Origin of the sequence: Comamonas sediminis (genome assembly GCF_041107495.1) — a bacterium.
GTDB lineage: Bacteria > Pseudomonadota > Gammaproteobacteria > Burkholderiales > Burkholderiaceae_C > Comamonas > Comamonas sediminis.
The window spans coordinates 350,484-367,035 of the sequence record NZ_JBGBDC010000002.1; the positions used below are offsets into that span (position 1 = coordinate 350,484).

General features: G+C 62.0%; 13 protein-coding genes and 1 tRNA gene. 6 read left to right on the forward strand and 8 right to left on the reverse strand.

Annotation, left to right across the window (positions count from 1 at the left end; genetic code table 11):
• Positions 1 to 287: 287 nt before the first annotated feature.
• Both AB7A72_RS05790 and AB7A72_RS05795 read right to left on the reverse strand, forming a co-directional pair.
• Positions 288 to 707 carry a glyoxalase superfamily protein gene (locus AB7A72_RS05790; RefSeq protein ID WP_369459296.1) on the reverse strand — a complete coding sequence of 140 codons (420 nt, stop codon included), beginning with the start codon at positions 705 to 707 and terminating at the stop codon, positions 288 to 290.
• Positions 708 to 720: 13 nt separating this feature from the next.
• Positions 721 to 1,188, reverse strand: coding sequence for a VOC family protein (locus AB7A72_RS05795; protein WP_239811964.1), 468 nt, complete (start codon positions 1,186 to 1,188; stop codon positions 721 to 723).
• A gap of 383 nt (positions 1,189 to 1,571) precedes the next feature.
• Between AB7A72_RS05795 and AB7A72_RS05800 the strand changes: the two genes are divergently transcribed.
• Positions 1,572 to 4,091, forward strand: a complete 2,520-nt coding sequence (locus AB7A72_RS05800) for a putative bifunctional diguanylate cyclase/phosphodiesterase (protein WP_369459297.1) — start codon at positions 1,572 to 1,574, stop codon at positions 4,089 to 4,091.
• A 348-nt stretch (positions 4,092 to 4,439) separates the two neighbouring features.
• A complete protein-coding gene (locus AB7A72_RS05805) occupies positions 4,440 to 5,579 on the forward strand; it encodes a YncE family protein (protein WP_369459298.1) in 1,140 nt (379 codons plus the stop codon).
• 114 nt (positions 5,580 to 5,693) lie between these two features.
• On the opposite strand, the gene AB7A72_RS05810 is transcribed toward AB7A72_RS05805, so the two are convergent.
• Together AB7A72_RS05810 and AB7A72_RS05815 are read right to left on the reverse strand one after the other, a co-directional pair.
• Complete coding sequence (locus tag AB7A72_RS05810) at positions 5,694 to 8,207, reverse strand: YgiQ family radical SAM protein (RefSeq protein ID WP_369459299.1); 2,514 nt, start codon at positions 8,205 to 8,207, stop codon at positions 5,694 to 5,696.
• A gap of 403 nt (positions 8,208 to 8,610) precedes the next feature.
• Positions 8,611 to 8,793 (reverse strand): hypothetical protein, encoded by a 183-nt coding sequence (locus AB7A72_RS05815; protein WP_021028080.1) that lies wholly within the window; start codon positions 8,791 to 8,793, stop codon positions 8,611 to 8,613.
• Between the two features lie 217 nt (positions 8,794 to 9,010).
• Here AB7A72_RS05815 and AB7A72_RS05820 point away from each other — a divergent pair, with 217 nt between their 5' ends.
• From AB7A72_RS05820 to AB7A72_RS05830, 3 genes are all read left to right on the forward strand, one after another.
• Positions 9,011 to 9,604, forward strand: a complete 594-nt coding sequence (locus AB7A72_RS05820) for an IMPACT family protein (RefSeq protein ID WP_369459300.1) — start codon at positions 9,011 to 9,013, stop codon at positions 9,602 to 9,604.
• 158 nt (positions 9,605 to 9,762) lie between these two features.
• Positions 9,763 to 10,377, forward strand: a complete 615-nt coding sequence (locus AB7A72_RS05825) for a GAF domain-containing protein (protein WP_239811958.1) — start codon at positions 9,763 to 9,765, stop codon at positions 10,375 to 10,377.
• 77 nt (positions 10,378 to 10,454) lie between these two features.
• Positions 10,455 to 10,528 (forward strand) — tRNA-Gly (locus AB7A72_RS05830).
• Positions 10,529 to 10,584: 56 nt separating this feature from the next.
• On the opposite strand, the gene phbB is transcribed toward AB7A72_RS05830, so the two are convergent.
• The 3 genes from phbB to AB7A72_RS05845 all read right to left on the reverse strand — a co-directional run bounded on the left by phbB (position 10,585) and on the right by AB7A72_RS05845 (position 14,767).
• Positions 10,585 to 11,322, reverse strand: coding sequence for an acetoacetyl-CoA reductase (gene phbB / locus AB7A72_RS05835; RefSeq protein ID WP_369459301.1), 738 nt, complete (start codon positions 11,320 to 11,322; stop codon positions 10,585 to 10,587).
• A gap of 363 nt (positions 11,323 to 11,685) precedes the next feature.
• A complete protein-coding gene (locus AB7A72_RS05840; protein WP_239811957.1) occupies positions 11,686 to 12,867 on the reverse strand; it encodes an acetyl-CoA C-acetyltransferase in 1,182 nt (393 codons plus the stop codon).
• A 133-nt stretch (positions 12,868 to 13,000) separates the two neighbouring features.
• Entirely contained in the window at positions 13,001 to 14,767 is a 1,767-nt protein-coding gene (locus AB7A72_RS05845; RefSeq protein ID WP_369459302.1) for a PHA/PHB synthase family protein, read from the reverse strand.
• Positions 14,768 to 14,877: 110 nt separating this feature from the next.
• On the opposite strand from AB7A72_RS05845, the gene AB7A72_RS05850 reads away from it, so the two are divergent.
• On the forward strand, positions 14,878 to 15,111 hold the full coding sequence (locus AB7A72_RS05850; protein ID WP_369459303.1) for a hypothetical protein: 234 nt from the start codon (positions 14,878 to 14,880) through the stop codon (positions 15,109 to 15,111).
• On the opposite strand, the gene AB7A72_RS05855 is transcribed toward AB7A72_RS05850, so the two are convergent.
• A complete protein-coding gene (locus AB7A72_RS05855) occupies positions 15,108 to 16,529 on the reverse strand; it encodes an MFS transporter (RefSeq protein ID WP_369459304.1) in 1,422 nt (473 codons plus the stop codon). The genes AB7A72_RS05850 and AB7A72_RS05855 overlap by 4 nt on opposite strands.
• Positions 16,530 to 16,552 lie beyond the last annotated feature (23 nt).

The window sequence follows — 16,552 nt, forward strand, 5'->3', positions numbered from 1 at the left end:
CGTGCAATGCATCGTCAACGACCCTCTTTGGGAGCGCTTTAGACCGCCAAACAACACGTGCCAGGCATGCAATTAACGGCAAATAAATGGTTGGAAAGGGGTGGAGCCCCGGAGCAAGGCCGATCCCGTGCGTTTGCCGACCTTCCAGCCCAATACCACTGGCACTATTTGGGAGTTTATTGACGCCGGCGCCCCAGATTTGCCCCTGCAGCGCTGGGGGTCTTTGCAGATGCCGGACGTAAAAAAGCCGCAACGGCGTGCGGCTGTGGTGGAGGTTGGCATGGCGCTCAGCGGCCAGCGCTCCCCGGCGCATCCGGCAGTTCTTCAAAAAACACCAGATGGTTGCCAAAGGGATCGGCAATGCGCATCTCCAGCATGCCCCAGGGCATGCGCTCCAGCCCGGGCTTGGCATAGCGGTAGTTCTTGGCCAGCAGGCTTTGCTGGAAGGCCTCCAGTTGCGGCCAGGCAATGCGCACGGTACTGCCGGGGCAGGCATCGCCATGGTGCTCGCTCACATGCAGCACACAGGCCAGGCCTGCAGCGCTGCGCAGGCTGAGCTGCTGGTAGAGCGGAAAGTCATCACCAAAGCGGTGTGTCCAGTCCTGAACAAAACCCAGAAACCCTTGGTAGAACTCTGCAGCCCGTTGCGCGTCGAAGCTGCGCAACACCGGGATCACACAAGGCTGAAAAGTCGTGGCATCGGCCATCGCTGCGATCCCTTCAACCCAGCGCGGCAATCACATCGGCCGGCGCTTGCACCAGCTCGATCAGCACGCCTTCCCCCGCAATGGGGAACTCGTCATTGCTCTTGGGATGCAGAAAACAGATGTCATGGCCTGCAGCACCTGGGCGAATGCCGCCCGGCGCAAAACGCACGCCCTGGGCCGTCAGCCATTCCACGGCCTTGGGCAGGTCGTCTATCCACAAACCAATGTGGTTGAGCGGCGTGGCATGCACGGCAGGCTTTTTGTCGATATCCAGCGGCTGCATGATATCCACCTCGACCGCGAAGGCGCCCTTGCCCATCGCCAGGATGTCTTCATCGACGTTCTCCCGCTCGCTGCGGAAGCTGCCCGTTTGTGACAGTCCGAGCATGTCCACCCAGAGTGTTTTCATGCGCTCTTTGTCAGTGCCTCCTATGGCCACTTGCTGAATTCCCAAAACTTTGAACGGACGCTGTACCGGCATGCTGAGTGGCTCCTTGTAGGTGGTGTGAGGCTTGCGCCGCAGACGCCATTGTGCCAAGGCCGGGCGCTGCTGGCGGTAGAGTGCGCGACCCGAAGCGCCGTCTACCGCCATCATCGGCAGGATGAACGGTGGGGTGCTAATTACACATTGCTTCTAAATCAGTGACCGCAAAGCGTACAGTGTTTACCCTAAATAACTACAATTAAAAGGACTCATTCATCGAATAGCGTATTACTATATTTGGATAGCTTAAGGCACTCACCTGCGACGCTGCCCGGCCTTGTTCCCACCATGTTATTTGCTGACCTTCCCCGCTCCCACCTTCGACCACCTGCCTTGTACGCAGCCGGGCTGGCCAGCACTCGCCGCGAACCGGGGGGACCATGCCCCGTCTAACTCCTCCAGCCCCGGGCATCGATTCGGCGGGAGCGCCGCCTGCGGCGCGCTTTAGCGGGCCCTTACGCAAACGCAGCCTGCTGCTGAGCATCTGGCCGTTTGTTGCGCTGGCCATCGTGCAAACCGTGCTGGCGATTTCCAGCCTGCATATTCTGGGAGCCATGCGGGCCTTCAGCTCCGGGGAAAGCCAGTGGAGCAAAGGCCAGAAGGACGCCACCTATGCACTGGCGCGCTATGCGGTCAGCGGCGACGCTGCCGCGTATGAGCAGTTCCACCAGGGCCTGCATATACCGATGAGCGATATGCAGGCGCGCCTGATGCTGGAGGATCGCGGCTACGCTGCCAGACCCCAGGCATCGCTGCTGCTGCTGCAAGGCCACAATGAGCCCGAGGAGATCAATGCCTTGATCTGGCTGACGGTGTATTTCAAACACACCGAGTCCATCGGCCAGCTGCTCGCCCGCTGGCGGGACAGCGACGAGCCCCTGCAGGAATTGCAGAACCTGGCGGGGGACATCTATGCCTGCCTGCAGCTGGCACCGCCCACACCGGCGCAAAAGCAAAGCTGGCTGGCCCAGATCAACTCGCTGCAGATTCAGCTGTCCGAGGCCGAGCGGGCCTTCAACAAGGTACTGGGCGATACATCGCGTGCGCTCAATGCATGGCTGTGGTCGATCAATATCGGCATCGCGGTGGCGATGCTGAGCTTGCTGATGGGCCACACCTGGCGCTTGCAGCGCAAGACGGCCCGCGCTGAAGATGCGCTGGATCTGGTCAGCGAGCGCGCATCGACGACGTTGGCAGCCATTGGTGAGGCGGTCATCACCACCGACGCGGCAGGCCATGTTATGTACATGAACCGGGCAGCAGAAGAGCTGCTGGGCATGTCACTGGAGCAACTGGTCACCTGTGAATTGGTGCAGCACATGCATGCACCACCGCTGGTCACCGACAGGGACAAACCCGGTGTCGCCCCGCTGGTGCAGACCGCGATATCGGAGACCTTGCGGGGCCATGAGTACCCACGGGATACGATTTTCCGCCTCTATGACGCGCAGTTCCACCTGCGCGAAGTCAGGCTGGCATTCACGCCGATCGGTGACCATACCGGCACCACCGAGGCGGTATGGGTGCTGCACGATGTCAGCCAGGAACAAAGCTACATCCGCGAACTGGCCTGGCAGGCGACCCACGACCAGTTGACCGGCCTGATCAACCGCTACGAATTCGAGCGCCTGCTCGGTGTGCTGCTCGCCAGGAACCAGCAGTCCGACCTGCCCTCCGCAGGCAACGCGATCATGTACCTGGATCTGGACCAGTTCAAGGTCATCAACGACACCGCAGGCCACATTGCCGGCGATGCGATGCTGCGCGCGATCAGCGCGATGCTGCAGCGCTGCCTGCGCACTGGCGATGTGCTTGCGCGCGTGGGCGGCGATGAATTTGCCATTTTGCTGACGGATTGTGCATTCGGCGAAGCCCAGCGGATTGCCGAACAGATCCGGGATGCCGCGCAGAACGTGCGCATACAGTGGGGTGAGCGCAGCCTGAGCGCCGGCATCAGCATCGGCCTGGTCAAGCTGGCTGCGCCGCTGGCCACCGTTGAAGAAGTGCTGCGGGTGGCAGACATGGCCAGCTATGGCGCCAAGCAGCGTGGCCGCAATACCGTCTATGCCTACGACCCTGGCGTCGATCAGGAGATTGCCCGCTATGTGGGCGAGATGGAATGGGTCGAACGGATCAAGGCCGCTTTGGAACGCGGGCATTTCTGCCTGTATGCCCAGACGATCGGCGCGTTGAACACCACGGCCGACGACATCGCCGGCGGCGGCCTGCATATCGAGGTGCAGATACGGATGCGCTTGCCCGATGGCAATATCATCAGCCCTGTGTTGTTCATCCCTGCGGCAGAGCGCTACGGGCTGATGCCGATGGTGGACCGCTGGGTGGTCAAGCAATCGCTGCGCACGCTGGCCCACTTGCAAAAATCCGGCCAGGTGCCTGCCATCTCCTGCTGTGCGATCAATCTGTCAGGCACCTCACTGGGTGATGAGCGGCTGCTGGGCTTCTTGCAGGAGCAGATCGCGCTGCATGCGGTCGACCCGGGGACGCTTTGCTTCGAGATCACCGAGACCGCTGCCATCACGCACCTGCCCAATGCCATCCGCCTGGTCAAGGCGCTCAAAGCGCTGGGCTGCCGCTTTTCGATGGATGATTTTGGTGCCGGCGTGTCCTCGTTCAGCTCTCTGAAGAACCTCCCGGTGGATTTTCTGAAGATCGACGGCGCCATTGTGGCCGATATGCTCAACGAGCCAGCGCACCGCGCGATGGTGGACGCCATCAACCACCTCGGCCACGCACTGGGAATGCGGACCATTGCGGAATTTGCCTCCACGCCCGAGATTGTCGAGACGCTGCGCAGCATGGGTATCGACTATGCGCAAGGCTATGCGGTGGGCCGGCCTCAGCCGTTTTCCCACCCGGCTGCTGAAGCATTCCCGGTCTGACCCCGGCCTGGCACCCGGCCTGTCTCAGGGCCTGGCCGGCAAAGGGTCGCGTTGCGTGGCCACCATTGCCACTTCAGTTGGACGTTGCCCTTTCCGCTGGATAGGTATTGGCCATGTTTCAAGCAGTCACGGACGCAGCATTCTGCATCCCACCGCCCAGCAAATGTTCAACTATTTCTACCAATCATTCGGAGTTGATGCCCTTCTTGGCAAACAACCCATCGATTGCCAACAATCCTTAGCACGGGAGCCAATGCTGACACTTTTACCATTTTGTAATGTACATTAATATAATTAATCAATTACATAATTTCAATCGTGTCAGTCAATGTGAAAGGATGGTTGTCAGTGGCCGTGCGCAACTGCAGCGCGCTGTTGCTATGCAGCGCTGCCGTATGGGCCCAGGCAGCAGCACCTCTGGCCTATGTCGTCAACCGTGACGACAGCCTGGTGTCGGTGGTCGATGTCGCGCGCCAACGCACGATCCGGACGCTGCCTGCAGGCATGGCCATGCCACAGGAAATCGCCATCAGCCCGGATGGATGCCTCGCCTACCTGTCCAGCGTCTGGTCCGCCACCATTGCCGTGCTGGACCTGGGCAAACAGCAGCTACTGGCCGGCATTCCGTTGAACAGCGTTGGCAACGCCGTGGTATTTAGCCCTTCCGGCGCCCTCGCCTATGTAGACACCCCGACTTCCAACGGCGGCGCCATTGCCGTCATTGACACTGCCAACCACCAGATCATGCGAACCTTTGTCGTCAGCCCCCAGAACACGCGTGGCATGGCCATTCACCCCGATGGTTCACGTCTTTACGCGCTTGAACAGCACCGCCCCCCGGATGCCGGAAAGGTTGCGGTAGTCGATCCTGTCAGCGGCACCGTTCTGGAACGCATCAGCGTGGGCATGGATGCGACCGACATCAAGGTGCACCCTGCGGGCGCTTATGCCTATGTCGTGAATGGAGAGTCTCGCCAGGCCCAGGGCAGCGTCACCGTGATCAATACCCGCACCCACACCGTTATTGCGACCATCAAGGTCGGCAAGCACCCCAGCCGCGTCGCCTTTCACCCCGCTGGCACACTCGCCTATGTCACCAACAGTGGCGATGGCACAGTGTCCGTCATCGACACGGCCCGCCATGCGGTGGCCGGGTCCATTCCTGTCGAGCAGGCGCCCCAGCATTTGGTCTTCCACCCGGATGGCAAGCATGCCTATGTCAGCCATCCGCAATCCGACACACTGTCCGTCATCGATACCATGACCCAGCAGCCGCGAGGCAGCGTGACGGTCGGCAGCGCACCCTGGGGTGTGGCCTTTGCCAGCGACGCGCGTCTTGCAACGGCCAAAGCCGACGGCAGCGGCCTGGAGGCGGGCAGCGTCGTGGCCGCCAAACCCATTCCGATCAGCGGCGTCTGGGCGGGCCTGCTGCTGGTGGTTGCGGGCATCACGGCGCTTCACCGCCATGGCCAGAAATTCACCGGTTGACCGTGCCGGTCGGCGGGTGGCGGGCCGTCTTGGCGCCTGCACAAAAAACCAAGGCGCCAAACCTGTGCTTGGCGCCTTGTTGGCGTAATCAGCGCTGGAAGGCGCAGAGCCGACTCAGCGGCCGCTTTTGCGCGCGGACCCGGGTTTCCTGGCTTGGCCAGGCTTGCCCGCAGCAGCGCGCACGCCCGCGCGGGGTGGCAAGCCGCTGTGCTGGGTCAGCAGCTGACCGGGCTTGGGCTGCACAGTGCGGAAACGCACATCCCCCTTGGGCTCTTGCTGCTCTTGCGGGCGGCGCGGCGCCATCGCCACGGCCTTGCCCTCCTTGTTGGTGGTGTAGCCCAGGCCGGTGCCACTCTTGGAAGCGGTACTGTTCTTCTTGCGCGCACTCTGGTAGCTGCCGTCGACCAGCGGTTGGAAGGTCGGGATCAGGTGCTGCTTGCCGTTGCCGATCAAGTCCGAGCGGCCCATGGTCTTGAGCGCTTCGCGCAGCAGCGGCCAGTTATTGGGATCGTGGTAGCGCAGGAAGGCCTTGTGCAGCCGGCGGCGCTTTTCGCCCCGCACGATGTCCACGCGCTCCTCGGCCTCGTCCCGCATCTGGCGGCGCACCTTGGTGAGCGTATTGCGGCCGCTGTGGTACATCGCGGTGGCGGTGGCCATCGGGCTGGGGTAGAAGGTCTGCACCTGGTCGGCGCGGAAGCCATTCTTCTTCAGCCAGATCGCCAGGTTCATCATGTCTTCATCACTGGTGCCCGGGTGGGCGGCAATGAAGTAGGGAATCAGAAACTGCGTCTTGCCCGCCTCTTCGCTGAACTTTTCGAACAGCTGCTTGAAGCGGTCATAGCTGCCAATACCCGGCTTCATCATCTTATTGAGCGGGCCGGCCTCGGTATGCTCAGGTGCGATCTTCAGGTAGCCGCCCACATGGTGCTGCACCAGCTCCTTGATGTATTCGGGCGACTTGACGGCCAGGTCGTAGCGCAGACCCGAGCCGATCAGGATCTTCTTGATGCCGGGCAGCTTGCGCGCGCGGCGGTAGATCTTGATCAGCGGACCGTGGTCGGTGTGCAGGTTCGGGCAGATGCCGGGGAACACGCAGCTGGGCTTGCGGCAGGCCGCCTCGATCTGCGGGCTCTTGCAGCCCAGGCGGTACATGTTGGCCGTGGGCCCACCCAGGTCGGAGATGGTGCCGGTGAAGCCCTTGACCTTGTCGCGAATCTCTTCGAGTTCCTGGATGATGGAGTCTTCTGAACGGCTCTGGATGATGCGGCCTTCATGCTCCGTGATCGAGCAGAAGGTGCAGCCGCCAAAGCAGCCGCGCATGATGTTGACCGAGGTGCGGATCATCTCCCAGGCAGGGATCTTGGTCGCCCCTTCGTGGCTGCCGGTCTCATCGGCATAGGCCGGGTGCGGGCTGCGCGCATAGGGCAGGCCAAACACCCAGTCCATTTCGGCGGTGGTCAGCGGGATGGGCGGCGGGTTCATCCACACATCGCGGGCCGTGGTGCCTTCCCCATGGGCCTGCACCAGTGCCCGGGCGTTGCCAGGGTTGGTTTCCAGGTGCAGCACGCGGTTGGCGTGGGCGTAGAGAATCGGGTCGCTCTTGACCTCTTCAAAGCTGGGCAGGCGCAGCACGGTACGGTCGCGCGCCGGCATTTTGGATTTGTGACGCAGCGACAGGTTGGGCACAAACTGCAGCGGCTGCACATTCGACAGCGTTGGCGCGCCTGGGCTGGCAGCGCCTGCAGCGGTGCCGCAAGCGGTTGCGGCGGGCACTGCATCAGCACCCTGCTTTTCCGCATCTTCCTTCGCGCAGCTCTGGCCTTGGGCCTCCGCCTGCTCGCTGGTGGTCATGTACGGGTTGATGTGGGGCTCGACCTCACCGGGCTCGTCGACAGTGGTGGAATCCACCTCGAACCAGCCCTCTTCCGACGCGCGGCGGAAAAACGAAGTACCGCGCACATCGGTGATGTTCTCCACCGGCTCCCGCGCAGCGATGCGGTGGGCCACTTCGACCAGCGCACGTTCGGCATTGCCATAGAGCAGGATGTCGCACTTGCTGTCCACCACGATGGAGCGGCGCACCTTGTCGCTCCAGTAGTCATAGTGGGCAATGCGCCGCAGCGAGCCTTCGATACCGCCCAGAACAATGGGCACATCCTTGTAGGCTTCACGGCAGCGCTGGCTGTAGACGATGGCCGCGCGGTCGGGGCGCTTGCCACCCACGTCGCCAGGGGTGTAGGCGTCGTCGGATCGGATCTTGCGGTCAGCCGTATAACGGTTGATCATCGAGTCCATGTTGCCCGCCGTCACGCCCCAGAACAGATTGGGCTTGCCCAGGGCCTTGAAGGCATCGGCACTGTGCCAATCGGGCTGTGCAATGATGCCGACACGAAAGCCCTGGGCTTCCAGCACACGACCGATGACGGCCATGCCAAAGCTCGGGTGGTCCACATACGCGTCGCCGGTGACCAGGATGATGTCGCAGCTGTCCCAGCCCAGCTGGTCCATCTCGGCACGGCTCATCGGCAGAAATGGCGCCGGGCCAAAGCGCTTGGCCCAGTACGGCTTGTAGCTGGTCAGCGGCTTGGCAGCACGTTCAAAAAAAGAAACATCAATCGGGGCAGACATGGGCAACAACAGTCGTGGAGTAATGCACGCGGGGCTCGGTGCCAGCGGTGGCAGGGTCCGATATTCTAAAAAAATAGCCCGTAGCGCGCATTTGTACGGGTATTGATGCTATGTATTTGGAAGCATCTACGGCGCAAAGCCCTAGCTCGGACCAGGGCGGTGAAGGGATTGCAGCGAGGCTCCAGGCCGGGGCCATCGCCGGCCCCTGGCTGGCGGGGCCATGGCCTCAATGGCCTGAGCTGCAAAAACCGCATTTTTGCGCTGCATCAAATAGCCCGCCATTGTCGCATGGCTAGGCATTGCACCGCAAACAAAAAAGGCAGCCCAAGCTGCCTATCGCGTTGATGCGATGCGAGTTTCGTCAGTCAACCGGTACCGGAATCTGGCGCTCTTGTTCAGCGCCTTACCACTCGCCACCTTCGCGAACGCGTTGGGCCAGGTCCACGTAGCTGCCATCATCGTTGGCACTGGGGGTAGTGGGCAGTGCTGCCAGCACCTCCGTCACATAGGCGGGCGTCTCCAAACCTGCACGTCCGAACCCATGGTTGTTCAAGGAATCCAAATTGGTTTGCAGTTGGTGTTGCATGATCGCTCCCGGGTAATGTGTCAGTCGGTGGTATGAAATGGTTCTTGGAAAAATCGGGGTAGACTTCGCGCCTGGCTGCGCCTGAGGTCTCCACTGCGGTCAGCCACTCCATCACTGGAGCGCTCCCGCCATTGAAACAATGATATGTGTCTAACGCATGACATCTAGGCGACGTTGACGCATCACAGTGTAAGCAAACGTCTTCTCCACGCAACGCATGCCCTACACCCTGGCCCAGGCCGTTCATAGCGAACTGGTCATCAAGAAAAGCCGCTTCATCGGCTGCGTCCAACCGGTGCAGGACCGCGCACAGGCGCTGGTCATCGTTCAAGGTCTGCGCGAGCAGCACCCCGGTGCCAACCATGTCTGCTGGGCGCTGATGGCGGGCGGGCAGTCTGCCGCCGTTGATGATGGCGAGCCCAGCGGCACCGCCGGCCGGCCCATGCTGGATGTTCTGCGCCACCAGCAGATCGAAGGCGCGCTGGCCACCGTGGTGCGGTATTTTGGCGGCGTCAAGCTGGGCGCTGGCGGCCTCGTCCGCGCCTACACCGATGCCATTGCCCAGGCCATGTTGAAGGCCGAAAAAATCGAGCGCCAGGCCATGACCCGTTTGCAATGCCGATTGCCCTATGCGCTTGAAGGCGGTATGCGGCGCGAGGTCAGCAGCGCCCATGCGCAATTGCTCCACGTGAGCCATGGTGACGATGTGCTGGCAGAGATTGAGCTAGTCGCGTCGCAAGTGCCCGATTTTGTAGCCCGGATGAATGAACTCGGCCAGGGCCGCCTGGTCTGGATCGACGAGCCGGCCTGAATCCCGGCTGTTGGCGTGAGTGCGGCATGGTCCCTCGCTTCGATGTAAAAGAATAATTCATTCCCGCTGCCAGACAGGCCAGCACTTTTCAGTGCCGTTATCATCAAATGCGACCGGGATGCGCTAGCGGGTAGCGCATGGAAATAGTGAGAGCAACTATGGCGATTCATTTATGGGATTACGCACCTGACGCGCTGGAGGTATCGATGAGCGAGCTGCTGGTGGCCACGGCCGAAGGCGCCGATGACCTGATCGACCAGAACGTGAAAGAGGTGCTGCACGGGCTGCGCGAGCATCTGAAGATGGATGTGATCTTTGTCTCCGAGATCCGCAACGGCCAGCGCACTTTCAAGCATGTGGACCACAGCGCCGACAAGGCCTTGATCGAGACCGGCGGTGGCTCCTCACTGGAGCAATCGTTCTGCCAATGCGTGCTGGATGGCCGCCTGCCGCCGCTGGTGCACGATGCCGCACAATACACAGAGTCCGCGAAACTCCCAGCCACGCCCTTCCGCGTCGGCGCCCATTTGAGTACCCCCATCATCCTTGCCGATGGCCAGATCTACGGCACGCTGTGCTGCTTCAGCACCGAGCCCGATCCTTCGCTGCGCGATACCGATCTGCAAAAGCTGGCTGTCGTGGCCAAGCACACCGCCAAGCGCATCGATGTGCGCCGCGAGACGGAGCGTGAGGCGGAACTGGAAAAATGGAAGCTGCAGCCGTTGGAGGAGAAAAAGCAAGGCTGGCAGTTCCCAGACAAGAAGGGAAACTAGGCGGCACACCTGGCTGTAGCCTATGCGGCAGTGCGCAGGTGGGCGCAGCTGCTTATCACGCTACAATGCATCGATTCGCGGGTGTCGTTCAGTGGTAGGACTCTTGCTTCCCAAGCAAATAATGTGGGTTCGATTCCCATCACCCGCTCCAGACAAAACAAAACGCGCCTTGTGAGGCGCGTTTTTCATGGGCAGCTGCTGCGGCGATCAGTGGGTATGCAAACCACCGTTAACCGAGAACTCCGCACCGGTCGCATAACCACCATCCTCCGATGCCAACCAGGCAATGATCGCAGCGATCTCGGTCGGTTCGCCCAGGCGCTTCATCGGAATGGTGCCGACGATCTTTTCCAGCACATCGGGGCGGATGGCCTTGACCATGTCGGTACCGATATAGCCGGGGCTCACCGTATTGACGGTGACACCCTTGCCAGCGAGTTCCTGGGCCAAAGCCATCGAGAAACCATGCATGCCTGCCTTGGCGGCAGAGTAATTGGTCTGGCCCGCCTGGCCCTTGGCGCCGTTGACGGAGCTGATGTTGACGATGCGGCCCCAGCCCTTTTCCACCATGTCGGCGACGACCTGCTTGGTCACGTTGAACATGGAGTTCAGGTTGGTTTCGATCACCGCTTGCCAGTCATCGGGCGTCATCTTGATGAACATGCGGTCCCGGGTGATGCCGGCATTGTTCACCAGCACATCGATGCTGCCATGTTCAGCCTTGGTCTTGCTGAAGGCTTCCACCGTAGACTCCCAGTTGCCGACATTGCCAACAGAAGCGTGGAACTCATAGCCCAGCGCCTTTTGCTCGCCGAGCCATTTCTGGAAATCGCGCGTGGGCCCGCAGCCCGCAATAACCTTGAATCCATCCTTGTGCAAGCGCTGGCAAATGGCCGTCCCAATGCCTCCCATACCGCCGGTTACGTAGGCCACTTTTTGACTCATTCACATCTCCTTGGTTCTGCTTGACATGCTTGTGCACTACCACTGTAACCAAGAAACCGAGCACCGAAACGCTCGTTTACGCCAAGCGAACAAATTCTTGCAGTACCTATAAATTTCGGTGATTTCCAAAGAGCATTGCAACAGAAACGCGCCAGTTCCGTGCGCGGTTTTGCGCGTTTGCGCGCTCCATCATCGGAAACCCTATCACGAGGCACACCACCATAGTCAGGTATTCCGGCGTTGTCCGGTTCGGTTCCCGACGCTCAGCGTGATCGTTGGGCCACGCGGATCGCCATCGCCTTTGCTGGAGCAAAGAAAAACCGCCTCGAGAGGCGGTTGGTCATGACGCGCAGGGGCGAAAAGTCAGGCGCGTTCGACTGCCAGTGCCACGCCCATGCCGCCACCAATACACAAGCCAGCGATGCCGCGCTTGGAGCCACGTCGCTTCATCTCATGGAGCAAAGTCACCAAGATGCGCGCACCGGATGCACCGATGGGGTGGCCGATGGCAATCGCGCCCCCGTTGACGTTGACCTTGCTGGTGTCCAGACCCAACTCCTGGTTGACTGCACAGGCCTGGGCTGCGAAAGCTTCATTGAGCTCGAACAGGTCGACCTCTTCGGCCTTCCAGCCGGTCTTGGCCAGCACCTTGCGCACCGCATGCATGGGTCCCATGCCCATGATCTTGGGGTCCAGGCCGACAGTGGCAAAGCCGGCGATGCGGGCCAGTGGCTCGGCACCCAGTTCCTGGGCCTTTTTGGCGCTGGCAATCACCAGGGCGGCGGCGCCATCGTTGAGGCCGGACGCATTACCGGCAGTGACCGAGCCGGCCTTGTCAAAAGCAGGCTTCAAACTGGCCAAGGCCTCGCCATTGGTCTTGCGGTTGATGTATTCATCGGCCTTGAAGGCCACCGGGTCACCCTTGCGCTGCGGAATTTGCACGGTGACGATTTCTTCATCGAACTTGCCAGCATCCTGCGCGGCGGCGGCCTTTTGCTGGCTGGCCAGTGCAAAGGCGTCCTGCTTGTCGCGGTCGATATGGAATTCCTTGGCCACGTTCTCGGCAGTGATGCCCATGTGGTACTGGTTGTACACGTCCCAGAGGCCGTCAACGATCATCGTGTCGGTCATCTTCCAGTCGCCCATGCGCTGGCCGTCACGCGAACCGTTGAGCACATGGGGCGAGAGGCTCATGTTTTCCTGGCCACCGGCCACGACGATCTCGGCATCCCCCTGGCCGATGGCCTGGGCCGCCAGCATCACCGACTTCAGCCCGGAGCCGCAGACCGCGTTGATGGTCAGCGCCGGGGTCTTTTTGTCCACACCGGCCTTGATCATCGCCTGGCGCGCAGGGTTCTGGCCCACGCCGGCGGCCAGTACCTGGCCCATGATCACTTCATCGACCTGGTCCGCTGCCACGTTGGCGCGTGCCAGCGCTTCCTGGATGACGGTGGCACCTAGGTCCGTCGCCGGCACCTTGGCCAGCGAGCCACCAAACTTACCCACTGCCGTGCGGACGGCGGAAATGATGACGATGTCTTCCATGATTCTTCCTTTTCAAAATGGCACGGATGCCGTTGTCTCTCACGGCCCCTGCGGTGCTAATTATTGCACTGCAGCATTTGAATGACCACCCCGCAATGGCAATCGGGTGGTGAGGGCCCTGTGCCTTGGATGCTCAGGCTTTGGCTTGCACATAGCTGCCGGGTGCAGGTTCCAGTTCGCGGTACTCGGTGCGCGCGCGGCCATAGCTTTTGGGCGCCGCCACTTTCTTGCCGCCGTGCTGGGCCAGCCACTGGCTCCAGTCCGTCCACCAGCTGCCGGGCAGTTCGTCAGCGCCATCGATCCACGCGTCGATATCGGCAGGCAACTGGCCATCGTCGCGCAGCCAGTGGCTGCGCTTGTTCTTGGCCGGCGGGTTGATGACACCGGCGATATGGCCCGACGCGCCCATGACAAAGCGCTTGTCGCCCCCGAGCACCTGGGTGGATGCGTAGGCCGCGCCAATCGGCACGATGTGGTCCTCACGCGAGCCGTAGATGTAGATCGGCATGTCGATCTTGCCGACATCGAGCTTTTCGCCGCAGACGCTGAGCGCACCGGGCTGCACCAGTTTGTTTTCCAGGTAGAAATTGCGCAGGTACCAGGCGTAGTAAGGCCCAGGCAAGTTGGTGCAATCGCTGTTCCAGTACAGCAGATCGAAAGGCGGCGGCGTCTCACCCTTGAGGTAGTTGCCCACCACATAGTTCCACACCAGGTCCACCGGGCGCAGAAAGCTGAAAGTCGAAGCCAGCTCCTGGCCGGGCATCAGGCCATTCTGGCCCATGGTCAGCTCGCGGAACCTGACGAAGTTCTCATCGATGAACACGTCGAGAATGCCGGTGTCGTTGAAATCCACCAACGTGGTGAGCAAGGTGGCACTGGCCACCGAGTCATCGCCGCGCGCAGCCAGCACCGCCAGTGCGTTGACGAGCATGGTGCCGCCCACGCAAAAGCCCAGAGTGTTGATCTGCGGCTTGCCGGAGATGGCCTTGACCACCTCGATCGCTTCCAGCACGGCGCTGCCGATGTAGTCGTCCCAGCCCTTGCCGCCCAGGCTGGCATCCGGGTTGCGCCAACTGACCACAAAGGTACGGTGGCCCTGGGCCACGCTGTAGCGGATCAGCGAATTGTCGGGCTGCAGATCGAGGATGTAGTACTTGTTGATGCAGGGCGGCACAAACAGCATCGGCCGCTCATAGACCTGGGTGGTCAGCGGCTTGTATTCGATGAGCTGGAACAGCTCGTTCTGAAAGACCACGGCCCCTTCGCTGGTGGCCACATTGCGCCCCACTTCAAACAGCGACTCGTCGGTCATCGACACATGGCCCTGGCGCATATCGGCCAGCATGTTCTGCAGGCCCTGGGCAATGCTCTGGCCCTGGGTGTCCAACGCCTTTTTCTGCGCTTCGGCATTGAAGGCCAGAAAGTTGCTGGGCGCCGTGGCCGCCAGCCACTGCTCTACCCCAAAGCGGACCCGGGCCCGGGTTTTCTCGTCGCCTTGCACCGCATCGACCATGTCCATCATGGTTTTGGCATGCAGCGCATAGCTGGCGGCGGTGAAGCTGGAGACCGGATTTTGCTGCCAGGCCTCGCCGGCAAAGCGCCGGTCCTTGGGCAGCGCCACCTCACCCTTGGCGCCTTCGGTCCACAGCGCCAACGCAGCTTGGGCGTATTGCGCCTGGATGGCCTGGAGCTTTTCCATGTCAAAGCTGACCGGTGGCGTGCCGCCCGGCAGGGCCCCCAGCCCCGGCAGCCCGGCACTGAGGCCCTTGGGTGCGCCGACGGCATTGAAGGGAGATGCCATGGTCTGCAAGGACTGCATGCGCTCCATCCATTGCTGGGTCATCTGGCTGAGTTGCTGGAGCTGGTCACTGCCCAGTCCCCAATACGGTTGCTGCGTCATCGTCGTCTCCCTGAACAGGCGCCACGCTGCGCGTAGGCGTCTGTGCATCTTAGGCGCAAAAAATGGCAGCCGTGTGCTGGAGGGGGGCAAGTTCGGGTAAATTCCAGGGCATGTACCTGATAGCGATAGCCTGGCTTTATGTGGTGGTGCTGATGGCTGTGGTTGAAGCGGCCAGCCCGCATGGCAGCCTGCTGGGCGCCATTTTCACGTTGCTGCTGTATGGCGCACTGCCGCTGGGCTTGCTGCTGTTCATTGCCGGCACGCCCGCGCGGCGCCGCATGCGCCACCGCGCGGAAGCCGATGCGCAACAGGCCCCTCCTCCACCGCCGCCCAGCGCGCCTTAGTGGGCGGAATGCCGCAGCCGCAGACTGCTGAACACCCCCGACATGGCGGCAAAGCCTGCCGCCAGGTACAGCGCCACCGTCGTGCCATGGCCGCTGGCCACCGGCCACAAGGTAAAGATGATGGCCACCAGCACAGCGCCCAGCGATTGCCCGGTCAGCCGTGCGGTGCCCAGCATGCCGCTGGCAGCGCCGGCACGGGCCAGCGGAGCCGAGGTCACAATAGTGTGGTTGTTGGGCGACTGGAACAGCCCAAAGCCCAGGCCGCACAAGGCCATGCGCCAACCGATGTTCAGATCGCTCGGGTCCACCGGCAGCAGCGCCAGGCTCAGCAGGCCCAGCGCCAAAATCGCCATGCCGATGCCGCCCAGCAGACCGTCTTGCACCCGGCCAATCAGCCGGCCAGCCAACGGTGCCACCATCACGATGGCGACCGACCAGGCCGTCATCAGCATGCCCGCCGCAAAATGGCTGCGCTGCAGCGCATCCAGCAGCAAGAAAGGCAGTGCGATAAAGGACAGCATCTGCGCGGCAAATGCGCCAATCGATGCGCCCATCGACAGCGCAAAAACAGGAATGCGCAGCAAGTCCAGCGGCAGCAGAGGCAGGCTCAGCTTGCGCTGGCGCAGCACATACCAGGCGCCCAGCAGCAAGCCCAGGCCCAGCATGAGCCAGCCCGATGCGGCAGAACCACCCGCCTGCACGTCGTGGCGTGCGCCAATGCGCTCGGCGCCCAGGAACACCAGTGAGAACATCGCAAAATTCAGCACCACATCAATCGGCGTCAGCTTGGCATGAGGCGCATCCAGCAACTGCTGCGGGTTGCGGGGCAAGGCCTTGCGGCCCAGCCACAAGGTCAGAATGCCCAGCGGCACATTGATGGCAAACAGCCAGGGCCAGCTGGCCACCGACAGAATCAGCGCCGCCACGCCGGGGCCGGCCACCGATGAAATCGCGACAACCAGCGAGTTGAGCGCCATGCCCTTGCCCAGCTTGGCAGCTGGGTAGGTCAAGCGCACCAGTGCGGCGTTGACGGCCATCACCCCGGCCGCGCCCATGCCTTGCAGGCCACGCGCCGCAATCAGCAGCCACAGCGATTGGGCCAGCATGGCCACGGCCGATGCCAGGGTAAAACAGACAAGGCCCACCAGGTAGACCTTGCGGTAGCCAATGCGCTCGCCCAGCGCAGCCAAGGGCAGCAGCAGGCCCAGGGTACCCAGCTGGTAGGCATTGATGATCCAGATCGCCTCGGCGGGCGATGCCTGCAACTCCTTGGCGACCGTGGGCAGCGCCAGGTTCATGATGCTGCCATCGAGGACGGCCACAATCAGGCCCAGCACGATGACCAGCATTGCCAGACGGCGCTCCGGCATCGGCAGGCCCTGGTTCAGCGAGGCCGGTTGCATGCCGGCCTCAGCCATGGCGAATCATCCCCATTTTGGGC

Coding starts and splice junctions, on each gene's coding strand:
- AB7A72_RS05855 (WP_369459304.1), bottom strand. CDS start 16,529: ATGGCTGAGGCCGGCATGCAACCGGCCTCGCTGAACCAGGGCCTGCCG.
- phbB (WP_369459301.1), bottom strand. CDS start 11,322: ATGAGTCAAAAAGTGGCCTACGTAACCGGCGGTATGGGAGGCATTGGG.
- AB7A72_RS05820 (WP_369459300.1), top strand. CDS start 9,011: ATGCCCTACACCCTGGCCCAGGCCGTTCATAGCGAACTGGTCATCAAG.
- AB7A72_RS05845 (WP_369459302.1), bottom strand. CDS start 14,767: ATGACGCAGCAACCGTATTGGGGACTGGGCAGTGACCAGCTCCAGCAA.
- AB7A72_RS05810 (WP_369459299.1), bottom strand. CDS start 8,207: ATGTCTGCCCCGATTGATGTTTCTTTTTTTGAACGTGCTGCCAAGCCG.
- AB7A72_RS05795 (WP_239811964.1), bottom strand. CDS start 1,188: ATGCCGGTACAGCGTCCGTTCAAAGTTTTGGGAATTCAGCAAGTGGCC.
- AB7A72_RS05825 (WP_239811958.1), top strand. CDS start 9,763: ATGGCGATTCATTTATGGGATTACGCACCTGACGCGCTGGAGGTATCG.
- AB7A72_RS05815 (WP_021028080.1), bottom strand. CDS start 8,793: ATGCAACACCAACTGCAAACCAATTTGGATTCCTTGAACAACCATGGG.
- AB7A72_RS05850 (WP_369459303.1), top strand. CDS start 14,878: ATGTACCTGATAGCGATAGCCTGGCTTTATGTGGTGGTGCTGATGGCT.
- AB7A72_RS05840 (WP_239811957.1), bottom strand. CDS start 12,867: ATGGAAGACATCGTCATCATTTCCGCCGTCCGCACGGCAGTGGGTAAG.
- AB7A72_RS05790 (WP_369459296.1), bottom strand. CDS start 707: ATGGCCGATGCCACGACTTTTCAGCCTTGTGTGATCCCGGTGTTGCGC.
- AB7A72_RS05800 (WP_369459297.1), top strand. CDS start 1,572: ATGCCCCGTCTAACTCCTCCAGCCCCGGGCATCGATTCGGCGGGAGCG.